Consider the following 16,349-nt stretch of genomic DNA (forward strand, 5'->3'; position numbering starts at 1 on the left):
GCTATGACAAACCCATCCCCGACCGTTTCCATGGCGGACAAAGTTGCCCTGATCGACGGCATTTGCGCGAAAGCGCGGATTCTGCCGGTGATCACCATCGCCCGCGAGCAAGACGTTCTGCCCCTGGCCGACGCCCTCGCGGCCGGTGGCCTGACGGCCCTGGAAGTGACCCTGCGTTCGCAATTCGGCCTCAAGGCCATCCAGATTCTGCGTGAGCAGCGTCCGGAACTGGTGACCGGTGCCGGCACCGTGCTCGATCGCCACATGCTGGCGGCGGCCGAAGCGGCCGGCTCGCAATTCATCGTCACCCCGGGTATCACCCGCGACCTGCTGGAAGCCAGCGTCGCCAGCCCGATCCCCCTGTTGCCGGGCATCAGCAATGCCTCGGGCATCATGGAAGGCTACGGCCTGGGCTATCGCCGCTTCAAGCTGTTCCCGGCCGAAGTCAGCGGCGGCGTTGCGGCCATCAAGGCTTTGGGCGGTCCGTTCGGCGAAGTGAAATTTTGCCCGACCGGCGGCGTGGGACCAGCCAATATCAAGAGCTACATGGCATTGAAAAACGTCATGTGCGTGGGCGGTAGCTGGATGCTTGATCCGGAGTGGATCAAGAACGGCGACTGGGCCCGCATTCAGGAATGCACCGCCGAGGCTTTGGCGCTGCTGGACTGATCGCTTCACCCTACACCTCGTTGTGTGTTCTACGGCTTTACGGTGCGCTTGGTCGGTGCACCGTTTTTTTTTGCCTGAAAGAAAGAGTCGTGCCCGGATTGCCAGCTCGGCGCTTATCCCCTGCGGGAGCGAGCAAGCTCGCTCCCGCAGGGGCAAGGGCAGGGACATCATGCGATACATAGTTACCGCATACCTGAAATCGGTCAGTGCTAGCCTGCGTCCATCTTATGGAAGAGAGAACGTCATGGACGCTACCACCCCAGATGCACCCGCGGCACCGGTTTGCCTGCTGTCCCCCGAACAGATTGCCGGCCCGTATTTCCGCAACCCCAAACTGATCCGCAGAAACATCAGCGAAGGCGCCGAAGGCGTTCCGTTGGTACTGCGACTGACCATTGTCGACGCCATGACCGGCGAGCCGGTCCCCGATGCGCTGGTGGACATCTGGCACTGCAATGCCCGCGGTGCCTATTCGGGCTGGAGCAAGATCAACCCGGACGTCGAGGTCGATACCGGTGACATTGGTGCCGTCCCGCGCACCGATGACGATACCTACCTGCGCGGCGGGCAATTCACCGACAAGTCGGGCATCGTGCGCTTCACCACGATCTATCCGGGTTTTTACGCCGGCCGCGCCTTGCATATTCACGTCGCCGTGCGTATCACGTCCGGCAACAACTATCTGCAAGAACGGCATGTCGCCTGGGTCGGGCAACTTTACCTGCCGGAGGTGGCCTCACGTTCGGTGCTCGGTAGCCGAGCCTATAGCGGCCGAACCGTGCCGGTCCTGACCAACGACCAGGACTTTTTCTATACAACCATGGGCGGTGAAGAATCGACCTTGAGCGTGCACACCCTGGGGCGGGATTCGGCTGAAGACGGCTACTTCGGGCAGATGACCATCGGCATCGACACGTTCGCCGTGTCGACACAGATCAGGCCCGAGGACTTTGACAAGTACACCGTCTGAACTCAGCCCAGCTCGGTCAGTGCCCTGGCCAGCACATCCATGTCAGCCGCCGTGGTGGTCAGCCCCGGTGTAATGCGGATGCACGGACCGCATGCCGCGCCACTGCGGGTTACGGTGAACAGGTTGTATTCATTGAGCAGGCGCTGGACCATGAGTTGCTGGTCGGCATGCCGGGTAAAGCGCATCGAGGTGATGCCGCAATACAGGCGCGGGTCATCCGGGGTCAGGACTTCGACCCCCGGCAACTGCCGCGCCGCACCGACCCAGCGGTTGCGCAGATAATTGAGCCGCGCGCCCTTGGCTGAGGCCCCCCCCATCGCCCAATGTTCTTCAAGCACCAGCGGCAGGGTCAGCAGCGCCGGGATGTTGGGGGTGCTGTACGAGGTACGGGCACGAATGTCAGTGGGCGGGAAATGCGTCTCGCCCATGTCCGGATCGATGTCGGTCAGGCGTTCGGGCGCGATGTAGATAAAACCGAGCGTCAGCGGTGCGCCGATCCACTTGTGCAGGTTATAGCCAGCGAATGCGATACCAGGATCAGTCAGGTCGAACTCAAGCTGGCCGAGGGCATGGGCGCCGTCGAGGATGATGTCGATGCCATGCTCCTTCGCAGCCGCTGCAATCGCCTGCACCGGCATCACCAGCCCCGTGCGATGGGTGACGTGGGTCAGGGCCATCAGCTTGAGCCGCGGATACCGCGCGAAGGCTTCCCGATAGGTATTGAGCAGGCTGTCGAAGGTTGCCGGGTGTGCGTGTTCGATCTCTATCACTTCGACACCACGATTACGCGCCAACCAGCGCATGGCGCCTTTGACCGTGTCGTACTCCAGATCGCAAACCAGTACCTGATCGCCGGGCTGCAGCCGGTTATAGTTGCGGATCAGCGACTGCAAACCCTCCGAGGCGTTACGGGTCAGGGCGATGCTGTCGGCGGGCACGCCAATCAATCTGGCCAGTTGCGCGCGGATCTTCAGGCTGTCGCCCTGTTCGAAACGCTGACGCACGTACACCGAATTGCTGCGGTTGATCAGCTCGATGTTGCGCTGGTATTCCTCGATCACCGTGCGCGACATGCGTCCGAAATAACCGTTCTCCAGATTGAGCGGGCCGGGTTCGACATCGTAGCGGTCGGCAAAGGTTTGCCAGAAGGCTTCATCACGGGCGCGGCGGGTGTTGTCGGGCATGGGGTACTCGGTAGGTGATTCAGTGGCGCGGGGCCGGTTTGCCGTGTTTGGCGCGCAGCGGTTCGAGCAAGTCCGATAAACCGTTGTGATCGATTTCCTGCATCAGGGCCAGCAGACCGCCTAACTCGCCATGGGGGAAACCCTCCCGGGCGAACCAGTTCAGGTAAGGGCCGGGCAAGTCGGCAATGATTCGCCCCTTGTACTTGCCGAAGGGCATTTCGCGGGTGATCAGCAGTTCGAGCTTTTCAGGGTTCATCAATCGGTCGTCTTGATTCAGTCAGTCTGGAAAATACAGGCATTCTGCATGCAGGCCAAATGACAGATCATGCAAATAAAACGGATACAGATTTTCTTGTAATGAGTAACTACTTGAAAAATAAGGAATAAGTAAGAGGTTACCGGCTGGCATGCAGGGTGCACTACTCATTGCATCTTTCATCAACCGCGAGGAATTGAGAAATGACCGACGTGAATAAAGAAGCCATTTCTGTACTCAACGACCTGATTGAAACCAGCAAGGACGGTCAGGCCGGATTCAAGACTTGCGCTGAAGACATCAGGCACCCTGAACTCAAAACCCTGTTCATCAAGCGTTCGACCGATTGTGGGACGGCCGCAGCGGAACTGCAGTCTGCCGTGCGTTCGATGGGGGGCGATCCGGAAACCTCCACCAGTATCGGCGGTGACATGCACCGTCGTTGGGTCGACGTGAAGTCGATGTTCACCGGCAAGGGCGAGGAGGCTGTACTCAATGAAGCCGAGCGCGGTGAGGACCATGCGTTGAAGGCTTACCGCGACGCCATGGAGAAAATCAACAAGCACAACCTGGTGGGCATTCGCGATCTGGTGGAGCGTCAGTACCACGGCGTGCAACGCAATCACGATCAGGTCAAGGCCCTGCGTAACCAGGCGCGTGCACGTTCGTAACGCCTGCTTGAAACAACTGTGGGAGCGAGCCTGCTCGCGAAGGCGGCGTGTCAGTCACTATTAAAGGTGGCTGTCAGAGCGCTTTCGCGAGCAGGCTCGCTCCCACAGTGTTTTTGACCGGTCAATCAGCCGATGCTGATGGCCGGCAGTTCCGTCAAGGTCACGCTCTGTTGCTTGCGTGGCGCGAGGATTTCCGCCTCGCCATCCACTACCAGTTCATCGCGCTGGTTGAACACGCGAGTGGCGATGCGCACGCGAAACTTCGGCAGTTTTTCCAGGATTTCCAGGCGCACGGTCAGGGTATCGCCGATTTTCACCGGTTTCTGAAAGCTCATTTGCTGGCCGATGTAGATGGTCCCCGGGCCAGGCAATTCGCAGGCGACCGCCGCGCTGATCAATGCGCCGCTGAACATGCCGTGGGCGATGCGCTCCTTGAACATGGTGCTGGCGGCGTATTCGGCATCCAGGTGTACCGGGTTGTGATCGCCGGACATCGCAGCGAACAACTGGATGTCGCGCTCTTCGACTGTCTTGCTGAAACTGGCGGTCTGGCCGACTTCGAGGGCTTCGTAAGGGGTGTTGGTAACCTGGGTCATCTGTATCAATTCCTGTGACGAATTAAAAAATTCACAAAAAACTATTCGGACCGGTGCGGCCGAGGAGCGCTCAAGGCCTGTGCGATCCAGTTCAGCACATCGGCGATGATTTCATCGCGGTTGCTCTCATTGAACAGTTCGTGCCGCGCCTGCGGGTAAACGGTCAGTTGCAGGTGCTGGTTTCCGGCCGCTCGCAGCGCGTCGGCCAGATCCTTGAGACGTTTGCCTTCGCTCACCGGATCACATTCGCCGCCAATCACCAGCAGCGGCAGGCCCGGGTCGATCTGGGCGAGATTGGACGCTTTGCTGATTTGCTGCAAGCCGCCGAGCAAATCGATCCACAGTTGATTGGTGCAACGGAAACCGCAGAGCGGGTCGTTGACGTACAGATCGACCTGCGCCGGATCACGGCTGAGCCAGTCGAACGGTGTGCGTGCCGGTTTGAATTTGTTGTTGAACGAGCCGAACGACAGCCATTCGATCAAGGCGCTGCGTCCCTTGCGGCCCTGGCGCAGGCGTTCGAGACGGGCGATTTGCCGTGCCGCGCGATAAAGCGCCACGGGCTGGAAGTTCGAGCCGCTGAGGATGGCCCCGTGCAGGCTGGCACTGTGGTGCAGCAGATAGCCCTGGGCGATGTAACTGCCCATGCTGTGACCGAGCAGCACGATCGGCACGCCCGGATACTGCTGGCCGATGTGCTGGTTGAGGCTGGCCAGGTCGCTCACGACCTTGCACCAGCCATCGTCATCGGCGAAATGCCCGAGTGTCCCGTTTTCGGCAGTTTTGCCATGTCCACGCAGGTCTGGTGCGCATACGCCATAGCCCTGAACACAGAGTTTTTCCGCCAGGGGGCCATAGCGGCCGCTGTGTTCGGCCATGCCGTGGGCCAGCAGAATCATTGCCTTGAGGCTGCCGTCGGGAAGCCACTGGTTGACGAAGAGGCGGCTGTGGTCGCTCGTGGTCAGCCAGAAAGTGTCATGGATCATGGCGGTTCCTTTGCATGAGGCTGCTTTGTCTGAAACAGCTCGTTGCAGTTTATAGCGCATCCTTGGCTGGGCGTCTGATCAGCCTACGCCACGGCGAGTAGATTCATACGGTCAATGACGGCCGTGGGCATATTTGCCTGCTACGTCATAACTGCTAGTGTCCGTGAAGCTCCGCTTTTTGCATTTTTTTTGAAAAGTGACAGAAAAGTGGCCCCGGATAGATTCAGGTAAAGAGGACAAGAACAATGCAACCTGATTTCTGGAATGACAAACGCCCGGCTGGCGTCCCCCTGGATATCGATCTGGGAGCCTACAAGTCGGTAATCGAGGTGTTCGAGCGTTCCTGCAAGAAGTTTGCTGACCGCCCTGCGTTCAGTAACATGGGCGTGACCCTGACCTACGCCGAACTGGAACGCCAGAGCGCTGCCTTCGCCGGCTACCTGCAAGCCCACACCGACCTGGTGCCGGGTGACCGCATCGCGGTGCAGATGCCCAACGTCCTGCATTACCCGATTGCCGTGTTCGGTGCCTTGCGCGCCGGGTTGATCGTGGTCAACACCAACCCGCTGTACACCGCGCGGGAAATGCGTCACCAGTTCAAGGACTCCGGTGCCCGGGCGCTGGTGTATCTGAACATGTTCGGCCAGAAAGTCCAGGAAGTGCTGCCCGACACCGATATCCAGTACCTGATCGAAGCGAAGATGGGCGACCTGATGCCCGCGGCCAAGGGGTGGCTGGTCAACACGGTGGTGAGCAAGGTCAAGAAGATGGTCCCGGACTATTCCTTGCCCCAGGCCGTTTCCTTCAAGAGCGCACTGCGCATGGGCCGCGGCCTGGGTATCAAGCCGCTGAAGGTCGGCCTCGACGACATCGCCGTGCTGCAATACACCGGTGGCACCACGGGCCTGGCCAAGGGCGCGATGCTGACCCACGGCAACCTGGTGGCGAACATGCAACAGGCACGGGCCTGCCTGGGACAGTTCGGCAGCGATGGGCAACCGTTGTTGCGCGAAGGGCAGGAGGTGATGATCGCGCCGCTGCCGCTGTACCACATCTATGCCTTCACGGCGAACTGCATGTGCATGATGGTGACGGGCAACCACAACGTGCTGATCACCAATCCACGGGACATCGCCGGCTTCATCAAGGAACTGAAGAACTGGCGGTTCTCGGCGCTGCTGGGGCTCAACACGCTGTTCGTCGCGCTGATGGATCACCCGGACTTCAAGACCCTGGACTTCTCCAGCCTCAAGCTCACCAACTCCGGCGGCACTGCGCTGGTCAAGGCCACCGCCGAGCGTTGGGAACAACTGACCGGTTGCCGCATCACCGAAGGTTACGGCCTGACCGAAACTTCGCCGGTGGCCTGCACCAACCCCTATGGCGACCAGTCGCGGATCGGCACGGTCGGCCTGCCGGTGCCGGGCACCACGCTGAAAGTCATTAGCGATGACGGCGTCGAACAACCTTTGGGCGAGCGTGGCGAACTGTGTATCAAGGGCCCACAGATCATGAAGGGTTACTGGCAGAAACCCGAGGCCACGGCCGAAGTGCTGGATGCCGAGGGTTGGTTCAAGTCCGGTGACATTGCGGTGATCGACCCGGACGGTTTCGTGCGCATCGTTGACCGCAAGAAGGACATGATCATTGTCTCGGGTTTCAACGTGTACCCCAACGAGATCGAAGACGTGGTGATGGCTCATCCGAATGTCGCCAACTGTGCGGTCATCGGTGTGCCTGACGAGCGGTCGGGGGAGGCGGTGAAGTTGTTCGTGGTGGCCCGTGAAGCAGGGGTCAGCCTTGAAGAGCTGAAGGCTTACTGCAAGGAGAACTTCACGGCGTACAAAGTACCGAAGCACATCGTGCTACGGGAGTCGCTGCCGATGACGCCGGTGGGCAAGATTTTGCGGCGGGAGTTGCGTGATATTGCCTGATGGGTGAATGGCTGATCCCTGTAGGAGCGAGCTCGCTCGCGATGGACGTCAACGATAACGCGCGCTGTCTGAATGATCGCGTTGCCAGGACGTTTTTCGCGAGCAAGCTCGCTCCTACACGTTTAAGCTAAAGGCCCGGTTTTCGCGGGTTACAGGGCTTTATAGGTTTTTTGCTCTAAAATGACTGCTTGCAAGTCTTGAGTCACAATTGTGACCGTAGAGGCCGCTTTTGGCTCTGGTCGACCCTTGGCAAAGCTGCTACTCTCGGCGCGCTTTGTGACTTCTCGGCCTTCTATCAGCCAGATTCACCAATGACCAAACACCAATAATAATCGCATCAAATGCGGTGCTGAATTCGCGTTGCTGAGGAGTGGGCTTCCATGATCGAAGACTTTTGGAAGGATAAGTACCCAGCTGGGATTGCTGCCGACATCAATCCAGACGAGTATCCGAATATTCAGGCAGTGTTGAAGCAATCCTGCCAACGCTTCGCCAACAAGCCGGCATTCAGCAACCTGGGCAAGACACTCACCTACGGTGAACTGTACGAATTGTCCGGTGCGTTTGCCGCTTATCTGCAACAGCATACCGATTTGCAGCCTGGCGATCGAATCGCCGTGCAACTGCCCAACGTGTTGCAGTACCCGGTAGCCGTCTTCGGTGCCATCCGCGCCGGGCTGATCGTGGTCAACACCAACCCGCTCTACACCGCGCGGGAAATGGAACACCAATTCAACGACTCCGGTGCCAAGGCCCTGGTCTGCCTGGCCAACATGGCGCACCTGGCCCAAACCGTGGTGCCGAAAACCGGCGTCAAGCACGTGATCGTCACCGAAGTCGCCGACCTGCTGCCGCCGCTCAAGCGTCTGCTGATCAACAGCGTCATCAAGTACGTGAAGAAGATGGTGCCGGCCTATCACTTGCCCAAGGCCGTCAAGTTCAATGACGTGCTGAGCAAAGGCCTGGGCCAGCCAGTGGCGGAAGCCAGTCCGGCCAGTGGCGATGTCGCGGTACTGCAATACACCGGCGGCACCACCGGCGTGGCCAAGGGCGCGATGCTGACCCACCGCAATCTGGTGGCGAACATGCTGCAGTGCAAGGCGCTGATGGGTTCCAACCTCAATGAAGGTTGCGAGATCCTGATCACCCCGCTGCCGCTGTACCACATCTATGCCTTCACCTTTCATTGCATGGCGATGATGCTGATCGGCAACCACAACATCCTGATCAGCAACCCGCGCGACTTGCCGGCGATGGTCAAGGAACTGTCGAAGTGGAAGTTCAGCGGTTTCGTCGGCCTGAACACGCTGTTCGTGGCCTTGTGCAACAACGAAGGCTTCCGCAAGCTGGATTTCTCCGCGCTGAAAGTCACCTTGTCGGGCGGTATGGCCCTGCAACTGGCTGCGGCCGAACGCTGGAAAGCGGTGACCGGTTGCGCCATCTGCGAAGGCTACGGCATGACCGAAACCAGCCCGGTGGCGACGGTGAACCCGATCCAGAACATCCAGATCGGCACCATCGGCATTCCGGTTCCGTCGACCCTGTGCAAAGTCATCAACGATGCCGGTGTCGAACAACCGATGGGCGAAATCGGTGAACTGTGCGTGAAGGGCCCGCAAGTCATGAAGGGTTACTGGCAGCGCCAGGAAGCCACGGATGAAATCCTCGACAGCGAAGGCTGGTTGAAGACCGGTGACATCGCGTTGATCCAGCCCGATGGCTACATGCGTATTGTCGATCGCAAGAAAGACATGATCCTGGTCTCCGGTTTCAACGTGTACCCGAACGAACTCGAAGACGTGCTGGCCACCCTGCCGGGCGTGCTGCAATGCGCGGCTATCGGTGTACCGGACGAGAAGTCGGGCGAGGCGATCAAGATTTTCATCGTTGCCAGGCCGGGCGTGAACCTGACCAAGGAGCAGGTGATGGAGCACATGCGCGCCAACGTCACCGGCTACAAGGTCCCGCGCTCCGTGGAGTTCCGCGATGCACTGCCGACCACCAACGTCGGCAAGATCCTGCGTCGTGAATTGCGCGATGAAGAGCTGAAGAAGATCAACGCGAAGAAAGCTACCGCGTAATCAGCAAAAAGCCCCGCCGATGCGGTAATGCTGTTCACTTAAGCGAATGTGGTCCTCTGTAGGAGCGAGCTTGCTCGCGATGGTCGTTAACGATAACGCGTATTTACTGGCTAAACGCGGCGTTCTTGAGTCCATCGCGAGCAAGCTCGCTCCTACAACTTCCTTAACTGAACAGCATTACCGCCGATGCGGGGCTTTTTGTTGGATGCCTGACAACACCGATCCTCTGTAGGAGCGAGCATGCTCGCGAAAAAAGTACAGACAACGCGGGCATCCAGGCCCCCCGCGTTATCGTTTACGTCCATCGCGAGCAGGCTCGCTCCTACAGGAATGATGGTTATTGGCGAAACGGCGCGAAGTTGACGTTGGTGCCCGCCGGACGCATGTCCTGGAGGAAGGAGTCCTTGTCGGCGCTCAGTTCCAGGCTCAATGCCGCCTTGCGCTTGCCTTCATTGCGCACCACCAGGCCTTCGAGCTTCTCGCGCAGGAACACGGTCGGCACTTTCAGGTGCAGCAGTTCGTCGGTGGCCGGCGTGTGCATCAGCAGGTGAATCCACTCGTACTGACCGATGGCAAGGCGCGTCACCGGGAGATCGAACCACCAGATGTTGCGGTTACGGTTCAATTCGGCGAAGTGGCAGTTGTTGACGCCAAGCACAGCACCGCCGAGTTCCTGGTTTCTGCGGGCAATGGCCTGCTTTTTATCGAGTTTCATAACGTTCCTACGGGATTGGATCTTCAGCGCCAAGGCCTGAATGTGATGCGCATTCTCAGGGGTTGGCCCGCAAACATAAAGCGCAACCTGCACTGAGCGATGAAATGTCGTGGTGAAATAAATGAAACTCCCTGCAAAAGCCCCCGGTCAACCTTGTGTAACGACTTTCCTGCATTGAAATGTCTTAATGAAAAGAGGACGCGGCCATCTTCAGATGGCCGTTTTTGTGTCAGCCTGAACTTGCACGCTGTATTTGTTTCAAAGTCGCCAACTGGGCTACCTTGATGAAAGAAAACAGCCCCTGAGTCGCCACGACTTCAACCCAATCCGTATGCGGCGAATGGAGACGCGAATGATTTTCCCGGACATGAGAGGCTTGCCCCTGCACCGTGTGATGATGCGCACGGTCACCGAATTCATGGCCGACGAGATGTCGACCTATGCCTCGGCGCTGGCCTATCAAATGCTCTTTTCGTTGTTTCCGTTCATTCTGTTCCTGATCGCCCTGATCGGCTTCCTGCATCTGCCCGACTTCTTCTCCTGGCTGCGCCTGCAATCGGAACTCGTATTGCCGCCCCAGGCGCTGGAGCAGGTCAACCCGGTGATCGACCAGCTTCAGCAGTCCAAGGGGGGATTGCTGTCAGTGGGTATCGTGATTGCGCTGTACACTGCCTCCGCCGGCGTGCGGCTGATGATGAGCGCGATGAACGCTGCCTATGACGTGGTAGAAGGGCGCCCGCTGTGGAAACGCTTTCCGTTGTCGATCATCTACACCGTCGGCATTGCCGGCATGCTGCTGATCGCCGCGGCACTGATGGTGCTCGGGCCGCAGGTGATGAGCTGGATCGCTGCACAAGTCGGCCTTGAGTACTTCATCGTCACCCTCTGGACCATCGCGCGCTGGCCGGTGATCGTGATTTTGATGATGGTCGCGGTGGCGTTGATCTACTACGTCATGCCCGACGTCAAACAGGAATTCCGCTTCATCACCCCAGGCTCGGTGCTGGCGGTGGTGGTATGGATCATCGCGTCCCTGGGCTTCGGCTTGTACGTCAAGGAGTTCGCCAACTACAACGCCATGTATGGCAGTATCGGTGCGATCATCGTGCTGTTGCTGTACTTCTACATTTCCGCCGCGGTACTGCTGCTGGGCGCGGAAATGAATGCCGTGATCGAGCACATGTCACGAGAGGGTAAAGACCCTGGCGAAAAAGTGGCTGGCGAGCATGGTCCCGTCCATGAGGAAAAACACCACGTTTCAGGCCTGGGCCGCGATCATTCACACAAACCGACCATTGATGAAACCTGATCATGATTCGTGAAATTCTGAAAATGGGCGATGAGCGCCTGCTGCGCATTGCCTCGCCAGTGTCGGTCGAAATGTTCGACAGCCCCGAGCTGTGGCAACTGATCGATGACATGTTCCAGACCATGGAAAGCGTGGGGGGCGTTGGCCTGGCCGCTCCGCAAATCGGCGTCGACCTGCAACTGGTGATCTTCGGTTTCGAGCACAGCGAGCGATATCCGGATGCCGAGGCCGTGCCGCAGACGATCCTGATCAACCCGTTGATCACACCGCTGAGCCCGATCCTGGAAGAGGGCTTCGAAGGCTGTTTGTCCGTGCCTGGCCTGCGTGGCGCGGTGCAGCGTTACCAGCAGATTCGCTACGAAGGCGTCGACCCCAAGGGCGAGCCTATCGTGCGTTTTGCTTCGGGGTTTCATGCACGGGTGGTGCAGCATGAGTGTGATCACCTGATCGGCCGCCTGTACCCGTCGCGCATTACCGACTTCAGCAAGTTTGGCTTCACCGAGGTGATGTTCCCGGACCTGGACCCCAACGCGGACGACTAAAGCCGCCGCAAAACCTGTAGGAGCGAGCCTGCTCGCGAAAGCGGTCTAACAGTCAGCATTGATGGTGACTGACACACCGCCATCGCGAGCAGGCTCGCTCCAGATTTAGGGCGCCAACCCCATCGCAATCATTGGCTTGCTGCGCGCATAACGGCTCAATCGCTCAACCATCGCGTAAGGCATTGGCGGATCAAAAGTAAACCCGCGTCGCTCATAAAACCCCCGCAAATCCGGATGACAGAACAACCACACCGGCTGTTCGCAATCCTTCACCGCGGCCGCAATCAATCCGGCGGCAAGCCCCTGCTCGCGACAGGCCGGATCGACCAGCAAGCCGGTCAGCCAATGCCCACCGGACACCGGACGCAAACACAGCACGGCAACAATCTGCTCACGCCGGGCCACCCACAGCTGCGCGTCGCGCACGGCTTTCATCGACGATTGGTGAGCGCGATAGAACTTGTTCATCAATGGCCATAATGGTTCGTCGAGCAGGGCGTATTGGGTGTCGGGCATGGTCTTTGGCTGTCGGTATGCAAAGCGGGCGATTATAAAAGAACGCGCGCGCCGGGATAGGTGTATACCTGATCTCACATCCCCATGAGTGGAGTACGCATCATGTCCAAAGGTATGGATTCAAAGAAAGCGGCGAAAAAGAAACCAGCGAAAACCGCCATTGAAAAGCGCGCGGACAAGAAAGCCAAGAAAGTCGGCGTGTTCGGTCACTGATGCCGCATTGATTGATCGCTCCCATGCAAAGTGGGAGCGATCCTCCTGAAAATAATCTGCAGGATTTCCCAAGGCCATTGCACAGAAGGGGACTGGTCCCAGATCTGAGCAACGCCATGCCCCATTACTTTGATAGCGCCCACCAGGCAGAAATCGAAACCCTGCGCCGACGCTTCACCGCGCGCACCGAGTGGCCGACCTGGCTGCTGTTGATCGGTGTGTATGGCGCCTGGTTTGGCGTCATGTTGAACAGCCATCGATTGGGTCTGTGGTGGAGCACGCTGTTGCTGATTCCATTGCTGGTGCTGTGGTTGTCCGTGCAACACGAACTGTTGCACGGCCACCCCACGCGCTGGCCAACCCTGAACAAAATCCTTGGCTACGCGCCGTTTGCCGTCTGGTATCCGTACACCTTGTACCGCGATAGCCATTTGCTGCATCACCGCGACGAGGACCTGACGATCCCCGGTCGCGATCCGGAAAGCCGTTACCTGAGTGCCGGGCAGTGGCAGGGCAGTTCACCTCTGGGGCGCAGCCTGCACTGGCTGAACAAAACCGTGCTCGGCCGCTTTGCCCTGGGCGCACCGCTGGCCTTGCTGGCGTTGGCCCGTGAAGAGCTGCAACGCCTCAGAGCAGGCGAGCGACAAGCCTGGTTGATGTGGTTGAGTCACGGCTCGATGACCGGGTTGATGCTGCTGTTCATCGCGAACTTCAGTGTGTTGCCGGTTTGGCATTATCTGTTTTTGATCAGTGTGCCGGCGCTGTCGATCTCCATGATTCGTTCCTACTATGAACATCGGCCTCATGCCGCGCCGGAGCAACGCACCGTGCTCAATGAAGCGGCGTGGCCGTGGCGCTGGCTGTTCCTGAACCTCAATTTTCATCTGGTGCACCACGAGTTGCCGGGGTTGCCCTGGTACGACTTGCCCCGCGCTTATCGGGCTCGCCGCGAGCAATGGCTGGCGCGTAGTGGTGGGTTCCTGGTGCAAGGTTATGGGCGGTTGTGGCGTGAAAATGGAGTGAAGGCCATCGACAGCCCGAGGCATCCGTTTTACTGAAACATGGATCACCTCCAATCCCACAGGGAACTTCGTTGTATGGAGATACGATGATTACCCAACACATCGCCGAACTTCTGATGTACACCGCCCCCGACCCCATCCACCAGGCCAACGAACGCTGGCTGGCGCGAATCCTTGAGCATCTGGGCGACACCCGCCTCGATACCGATGGCCTGTCACTGATGCAGATGTGGTTGTCGCCGCACTTGCTGCTGACACAAACCTGCGGTTATCCGCTGATGACGGCATTGCGCGGCAAGGTCCGGGTGCTGGGGCGGCCTCGTTATGAGCTGCCGGACAGCAGCGGCGGCAATCATTGCAGTCTGATCCTGGGACCGATTGATGATGCACGGCGAACCCTGGCGGATTTTCGCGGCAGCCGAGGCGTGATCAATGGCCTGGACTCCAACAGCGGCATGAACCTGCTGCGCCACCGGTTGGCGCCGCTGCAACGTGACGGCCGGTTTTTTGCCCGGGTCGGAATCAGCGGCAGCCATCGCGAAAGCCTGCGCTGGTTGCGCGAAGACCTTGCCGATCTGGCGGCCATCGACAGCGTGACCTTTGCCTATCTGGCGCGTCATGCCCCAGAGGAAGTGGCCGGTTTGCGAGTGATTGCCCGCAGTGCGCTCAGTCCTGCCTTACCGTTCATTACCGCCGCGACGATCAGCGATGAGCTGGCTGAAGAACTCCTGCGGGTGATGAACCTGGCGCTGCGCGAGCTGCCGGAAGTTGCCGAAACCCTCGGATTGCCAGAGGTACTGCCCGCCGACGAAAGCGACTATCAGGTTGTGCTCGACTATCAGCGTGAAGCCGAGATCTTGGGGTATGGGGACTTGCGATAAGGTTTGAATGTTGGGTCCAGGTACACCAAAACCTGTAGGAGCGAGCTTGCTCGCGATGACGGACTGTCAGGCGCAAATAATTTTTTAATTCAATAAAAGAATATAAAAATAAGTTTTAAGTATTATTAATGAATAAGGCTCCTTGCTAGGATTCGCCTCACCGGACCACCGGACATTCAGCGACCCCTAACCCAGGAGCCCCTATGTCCGGCGCCGATATTCTTCATCGCCAATACGTGGACGGATTGTTCCGCGCCCACTACCACTGGCTCTGCACACGCCTGCGTCAGTCCCTGAACGATGCCGCCGCTGTCGAAGACATTGCCGGCGAAACCTTCGTGCAACTGCTCCAGGCCCCTGGCCTGACGGCAATCCGTGAGCCCCGTGCCTTGCTCAGCACCATCGCCCGGCGCCTGCTCTATCAGCGTTGGCGTCGAGGTGACCTGGAGCGCCAGTACCTTCAGCAACTGCAACAGGCCGAGCCGATCCACGCCGAATCGCCGGAGGCACTGGCTCAGGTGTCCCAGACCCTGACCCGTGTGGATCGCAGTCTTCAGCGGCTGCCCGGCAAAGTCCGCTCTACCTTCCTGCTGTCGCGGGTCGACGGCCTGACCTATCCACAAATTGCCGCCACGCTGGGCATCTCCCTGCGTTCAGTCAGCGATTACATGTCCCGTTCCCAAGCCCTGTGCGACCGGCACAGCGCCAACCAATCCCTGAACCGTCCCCTCCAGAACAAGAGGTCCGCATGAGATCGATCAAAACCCTGCTCGGCAGTTCGTTGCTGGCCCTGAGCCTGTTGTCCCACCCGGCATCGGCCACGGAAAAAGCGGCGCCTATCCACTTTGGCGACATCACCTGGGAAAGTGGCAGCCTCATCACCGAAATCCTGCGCCTGATCGTTGAAAAAGGTTACGGCTACCCGACCGACACACTGCCGGGCAGTACCGTCAGTCTTGAAGCGGCGCTGGCGAAAAATGATATCCAGGTCATCGGTGAAGAGTGGGCCGGACGCAGCCCTGCCTGGGTCAAGGCGGCGGCGGAGGGCAAGGTGTTCGGCCTTGGCGATACGGTCAAGGGCGCCACTGAAGGTTGGTGGGTGCCGGAGTACGTGATCAAGGGCGATCCCGAGCGCGGCATCAAGCCCTTGGCCCCAGAGCTGAAATCCGTTGCCGACCTGGCGAAATACAAGGACGTGTTCCGCGACCCTGAAGACCCGAGCCGCGGACGCTTCCTCAACAGCCCCACCGGCTGGACCTCGGAAATCGTTAACAGCCAGAAACTCAAGGCTTATGACCTGACCGCCAGCTATGTCAATTTCCGCACGGGGTCCGGTGCCGCACTGGATGCCGAGGTGGCATCGTCGATCCGCCGTGGCAAACCGGTGCTGTTCTACTACTGGTCGCCGACACCGCTGCTGGGGCGTTTCAAACTGGTGAAACTCGACGAACCGTCGTTCGACGCCGAAGCCTGGAAAACCCTGGCCGACGCCAACAACCCCAACCCCAAAGGCACGCGCTCGATGCCGGCCAGCCTGGCCATCGGCGTGTCGGCACCGTTCAAAGCGCAATACCCGGACCTGGTGACGTTCTTTGAAAAGGTCGACCTGCCGATTGATCTGTTGAACCAGACCCTGGGCCAGATGAGTGAAAAACGACAGAAACCCCGGGACGTCGCCGAAGCGTTTTTGCGTGAACAGCCGCAGGTGTGGAAGGGCTGGGTGCCGGGGGAAGTGGCCACCAAGGTGAGTGCCAGTTTGTAGTTTTGTGTTGTCTGGAAGGTTGCCATCGCGAGCAGGCTCGCT

General features: G+C 59.1%; 17 protein-coding genes. 11 read left to right on the forward strand and 6 right to left on the reverse strand.

All coding sequences use genetic code 11. The features are described from left to right. Positions 1–3: 3 nt before the first annotated feature. Both ACM6J5_RS23910 and ACM6J5_RS23915 read left to right on the forward strand, forming a co-directional pair. Positions 4–669: a bifunctional 4-hydroxy-2-oxoglutarate aldolase/2-dehydro-3-deoxy-phosphogluconate aldolase gene (locus ACM6J5_RS23910; protein ID WP_095942737.1), complete on the forward strand. Its 666-nt coding sequence runs from the start codon at positions 4–6 to the stop codon at positions 667–669. Positions 670–913: 244 nt separating this feature from the next. Further along, positions 914–1,639 carry an intradiol ring-cleavage dioxygenase gene (locus ACM6J5_RS23915; RefSeq protein WP_095942736.1) on the forward strand — a complete coding sequence of 242 codons (726 nt, stop codon included), beginning with the start codon at positions 914–916 and terminating at the stop codon, positions 1,637–1,639. Positions 1,640–1,641: 2 nt separating this feature from the next. On the opposite strand, the gene ACM6J5_RS23920 is transcribed toward ACM6J5_RS23915, so the two are convergent. Both ACM6J5_RS23920 and ACM6J5_RS23925 read right to left on the reverse strand, forming a co-directional pair. Continuing rightward, a complete protein-coding gene (locus tag ACM6J5_RS23920) occupies positions 1,642–2,823 on the reverse strand; it encodes an aminotransferase class V-fold PLP-dependent enzyme (protein ID WP_414929455.1) in 1,182 nt (393 codons plus the stop codon). A gap of 19 nt (positions 2,824–2,842) precedes the next feature. Next, entirely contained in the window at positions 2,843–3,079 is a 237-nt protein-coding gene (locus tag ACM6J5_RS23925) for a DUF3820 family protein (RefSeq protein ID WP_003227425.1), read from the reverse strand. 203 nt (positions 3,080–3,282) lie between these two features. On the opposite strand from ACM6J5_RS23925, the gene ACM6J5_RS23930 reads away from it, so the two are divergent. After that, positions 3,283–3,750, forward strand: coding sequence for a ferritin-like domain-containing protein (locus ACM6J5_RS23930; RefSeq protein ID WP_095942734.1), 468 nt, complete (start codon positions 3,283–3,285; stop codon positions 3,748–3,750). Positions 3,751–3,875: 125 nt separating this feature from the next. Here the strand turns inward: ACM6J5_RS23930 and ACM6J5_RS23935 are convergent, their stop codons facing one another. Together ACM6J5_RS23935 and ACM6J5_RS23940 are read right to left on the reverse strand one after the other, a co-directional pair. Next, on the reverse strand, positions 3,876–4,346 hold the full coding sequence (locus ACM6J5_RS23935) for a MaoC family dehydratase (protein ID WP_007974451.1): 471 nt from the start codon (positions 4,344–4,346) through the stop codon (positions 3,876–3,878). A gap of 41 nt (positions 4,347–4,387) precedes the next feature. Continuing rightward, positions 4,388–5,332, reverse strand: a complete 945-nt coding sequence (locus ACM6J5_RS23940; RefSeq protein WP_095942733.1) for an alpha/beta hydrolase — start codon at positions 5,330–5,332, stop codon at positions 4,388–4,390. Between the two features lie 245 nt (positions 5,333–5,577). Between ACM6J5_RS23940 and fadD2 the strand changes: the two genes are divergently transcribed. Continuing rightward, the gene (fadD2, locus tag ACM6J5_RS23945) at positions 5,578–7,266 is read left to right on the forward strand and encodes a long-chain-fatty-acid--CoA ligase FadD2 (protein WP_414929456.1); all 1,689 of its coding nucleotides are present in this window, start codon (positions 5,578–5,580) and stop codon (positions 7,264–7,266) included. A gap of 380 nt (positions 7,267–7,646) precedes the next feature. Beyond that, positions 7,647–9,347, forward strand: a complete 1,701-nt coding sequence (gene fadD1, locus ACM6J5_RS23950; RefSeq protein WP_095942731.1) for a long-chain-fatty-acid--CoA ligase FadD1 — start codon at positions 7,647–7,649, stop codon at positions 9,345–9,347. Positions 9,348–9,684: 337 nt separating this feature from the next. Here the strand turns inward: fadD1 and ACM6J5_RS23955 are convergent, their stop codons facing one another. Then, positions 9,685–10,062: a hypothetical protein gene (locus ACM6J5_RS23955; protein WP_008054262.1), complete on the reverse strand. Its 378-nt coding sequence runs from the start codon at positions 10,060–10,062 to the stop codon at positions 9,685–9,687. Positions 10,063–10,414: 352 nt separating this feature from the next. On the opposite strand from ACM6J5_RS23955, the gene ACM6J5_RS23960 reads away from it, so the two are divergent. Together ACM6J5_RS23960 and def are read left to right on the forward strand one after the other, a co-directional pair. Next, a complete protein-coding gene (locus ACM6J5_RS23960; RefSeq protein WP_095942730.1) occupies positions 10,415–11,371 on the forward strand; it encodes a YihY/virulence factor BrkB family protein in 957 nt (318 codons plus the stop codon). Positions 11,372–11,373: 2 nt separating this feature from the next. Then, complete coding sequence (def, locus tag ACM6J5_RS23965) at positions 11,374–11,913, forward strand: peptide deformylase (protein WP_095942729.1); 540 nt, start codon at positions 11,374–11,376, stop codon at positions 11,911–11,913. A 105-nt stretch (positions 11,914–12,018) separates the two neighbouring features. On the opposite strand, the gene ACM6J5_RS23970 is transcribed toward def, so the two are convergent. Further along, positions 12,019–12,429, reverse strand: coding sequence for a GNAT family N-acetyltransferase (locus ACM6J5_RS23970; protein WP_095942728.1), 411 nt, complete (start codon positions 12,427–12,429; stop codon positions 12,019–12,021). A 329-nt stretch (positions 12,430–12,758) separates the two neighbouring features. On the opposite strand from ACM6J5_RS23970, the gene ACM6J5_RS23975 reads away from it, so the two are divergent. The 4 genes from ACM6J5_RS23975 (at position 12,759) to ACM6J5_RS23990 (ending at position 16,307) form a co-directional block, all read left to right on the forward strand. Continuing rightward, positions 12,759–13,700, forward strand: a complete 942-nt coding sequence (locus ACM6J5_RS23975; protein WP_414929457.1) for a fatty acid desaturase — start codon at positions 12,759–12,761, stop codon at positions 13,698–13,700. A gap of 53 nt (positions 13,701–13,753) precedes the next feature. After that, the gene (locus ACM6J5_RS23980; RefSeq protein WP_414929479.1) at positions 13,754–14,545 is read left to right on the forward strand and encodes a phosphate/phosphite/phosphonate ABC transporter substrate-binding protein; all 792 of its coding nucleotides are present in this window, start codon (positions 13,754–13,756) and stop codon (positions 14,543–14,545) included. Between the two features lie 203 nt (positions 14,546–14,748). After that, positions 14,749–15,297 (forward strand): sigma-70 family RNA polymerase sigma factor, encoded by a 549-nt coding sequence (locus tag ACM6J5_RS23985; protein WP_414929458.1) that lies wholly within the window; start codon positions 14,749–14,751, stop codon positions 15,295–15,297. After that, positions 15,294–16,307, forward strand: coding sequence for an ABC transporter substrate-binding protein (locus ACM6J5_RS23990; protein WP_414929459.1), 1,014 nt, complete (start codon positions 15,294–15,296; stop codon positions 16,305–16,307). Before ACM6J5_RS23985 ends, ACM6J5_RS23990 begins: the two co-directional genes overlap by 4 nt. Positions 16,308–16,349 lie beyond the last annotated feature (42 nt).

It is taken from the genome of Pseudomonas sp. IT-P74 (assembly GCF_949768175.1).
Classification (GTDB): Bacteria; Pseudomonadota; Gammaproteobacteria; order Pseudomonadales; family Pseudomonadaceae; genus Aquipseudomonas.

Excerpts from the sequence above, each read along its gene's own strand:
- ACM6J5_RS23920 (WP_414929455.1), bottom strand. The coding sequence starts at position 2,823 with ATGCCCGACAACACCCGCCGCGCCCGTGATGAAGCCTTCTGGCAAACC.
- ACM6J5_RS23955 (WP_008054262.1), bottom strand. The coding sequence starts at position 10,062 with ATGAAACTCGATAAAAAGCAGGCCATTGCCCGCAGAAACCAGGAACTC.
- def (WP_095942729.1), top strand. The coding sequence starts at position 11,374 with ATGATTCGTGAAATTCTGAAAATGGGCGATGAGCGCCTGCTGCGCATT.
- ACM6J5_RS23930 (WP_095942734.1), top strand. The coding sequence starts at position 3,283 with ATGACCGACGTGAATAAAGAAGCCATTTCTGTACTCAACGACCTGATT.
- ACM6J5_RS23970 (WP_095942728.1), bottom strand. The coding sequence starts at position 12,429 with ATGCCCGACACCCAATACGCCCTGCTCGACGAACCATTATGGCCATTG.
- ACM6J5_RS23940 (WP_095942733.1), bottom strand. The coding sequence starts at position 5,332 with ATGATCCATGACACTTTCTGGCTGACCACGAGCGACCACAGCCGCCTC.
- fadD2 (WP_414929456.1), top strand. The coding sequence starts at position 5,578 with ATGCAACCTGATTTCTGGAATGACAAACGCCCGGCTGGCGTCCCCCTG.
- ACM6J5_RS23975 (WP_414929457.1), top strand. The coding sequence starts at position 12,759 with ATGCCCCATTACTTTGATAGCGCCCACCAGGCAGAAATCGAAACCCTG.
- fadD1 (WP_095942731.1), top strand. The coding sequence starts at position 7,647 with ATGATCGAAGACTTTTGGAAGGATAAGTACCCAGCTGGGATTGCTGCC.
- ACM6J5_RS23960 (WP_095942730.1), top strand. The coding sequence starts at position 10,415 with ATGATTTTCCCGGACATGAGAGGCTTGCCCCTGCACCGTGTGATGATG.
- ACM6J5_RS23925 (WP_003227425.1), bottom strand. The coding sequence starts at position 3,079 with ATGAACCCTGAAAAGCTCGAACTGCTGATCACCCGCGAAATGCCCTTC.
- ACM6J5_RS23985 (WP_414929458.1), top strand. The coding sequence starts at position 14,749 with ATGTCCGGCGCCGATATTCTTCATCGCCAATACGTGGACGGATTGTTC.
- ACM6J5_RS23910 (WP_095942737.1), top strand. The coding sequence starts at position 4 with ATGACAAACCCATCCCCGACCGTTTCCATGGCGGACAAAGTTGCCCTG.
- ACM6J5_RS23915 (WP_095942736.1), top strand. The coding sequence starts at position 914 with ATGGACGCTACCACCCCAGATGCACCCGCGGCACCGGTTTGCCTGCTG.
- ACM6J5_RS23935 (WP_007974451.1), bottom strand. The coding sequence starts at position 4,346 with ATGACCCAGGTTACCAACACCCCTTACGAAGCCCTCGAAGTCGGCCAG.
- ACM6J5_RS23990 (WP_414929459.1), top strand. The coding sequence starts at position 15,294 with ATGAGATCGATCAAAACCCTGCTCGGCAGTTCGTTGCTGGCCCTGAGC.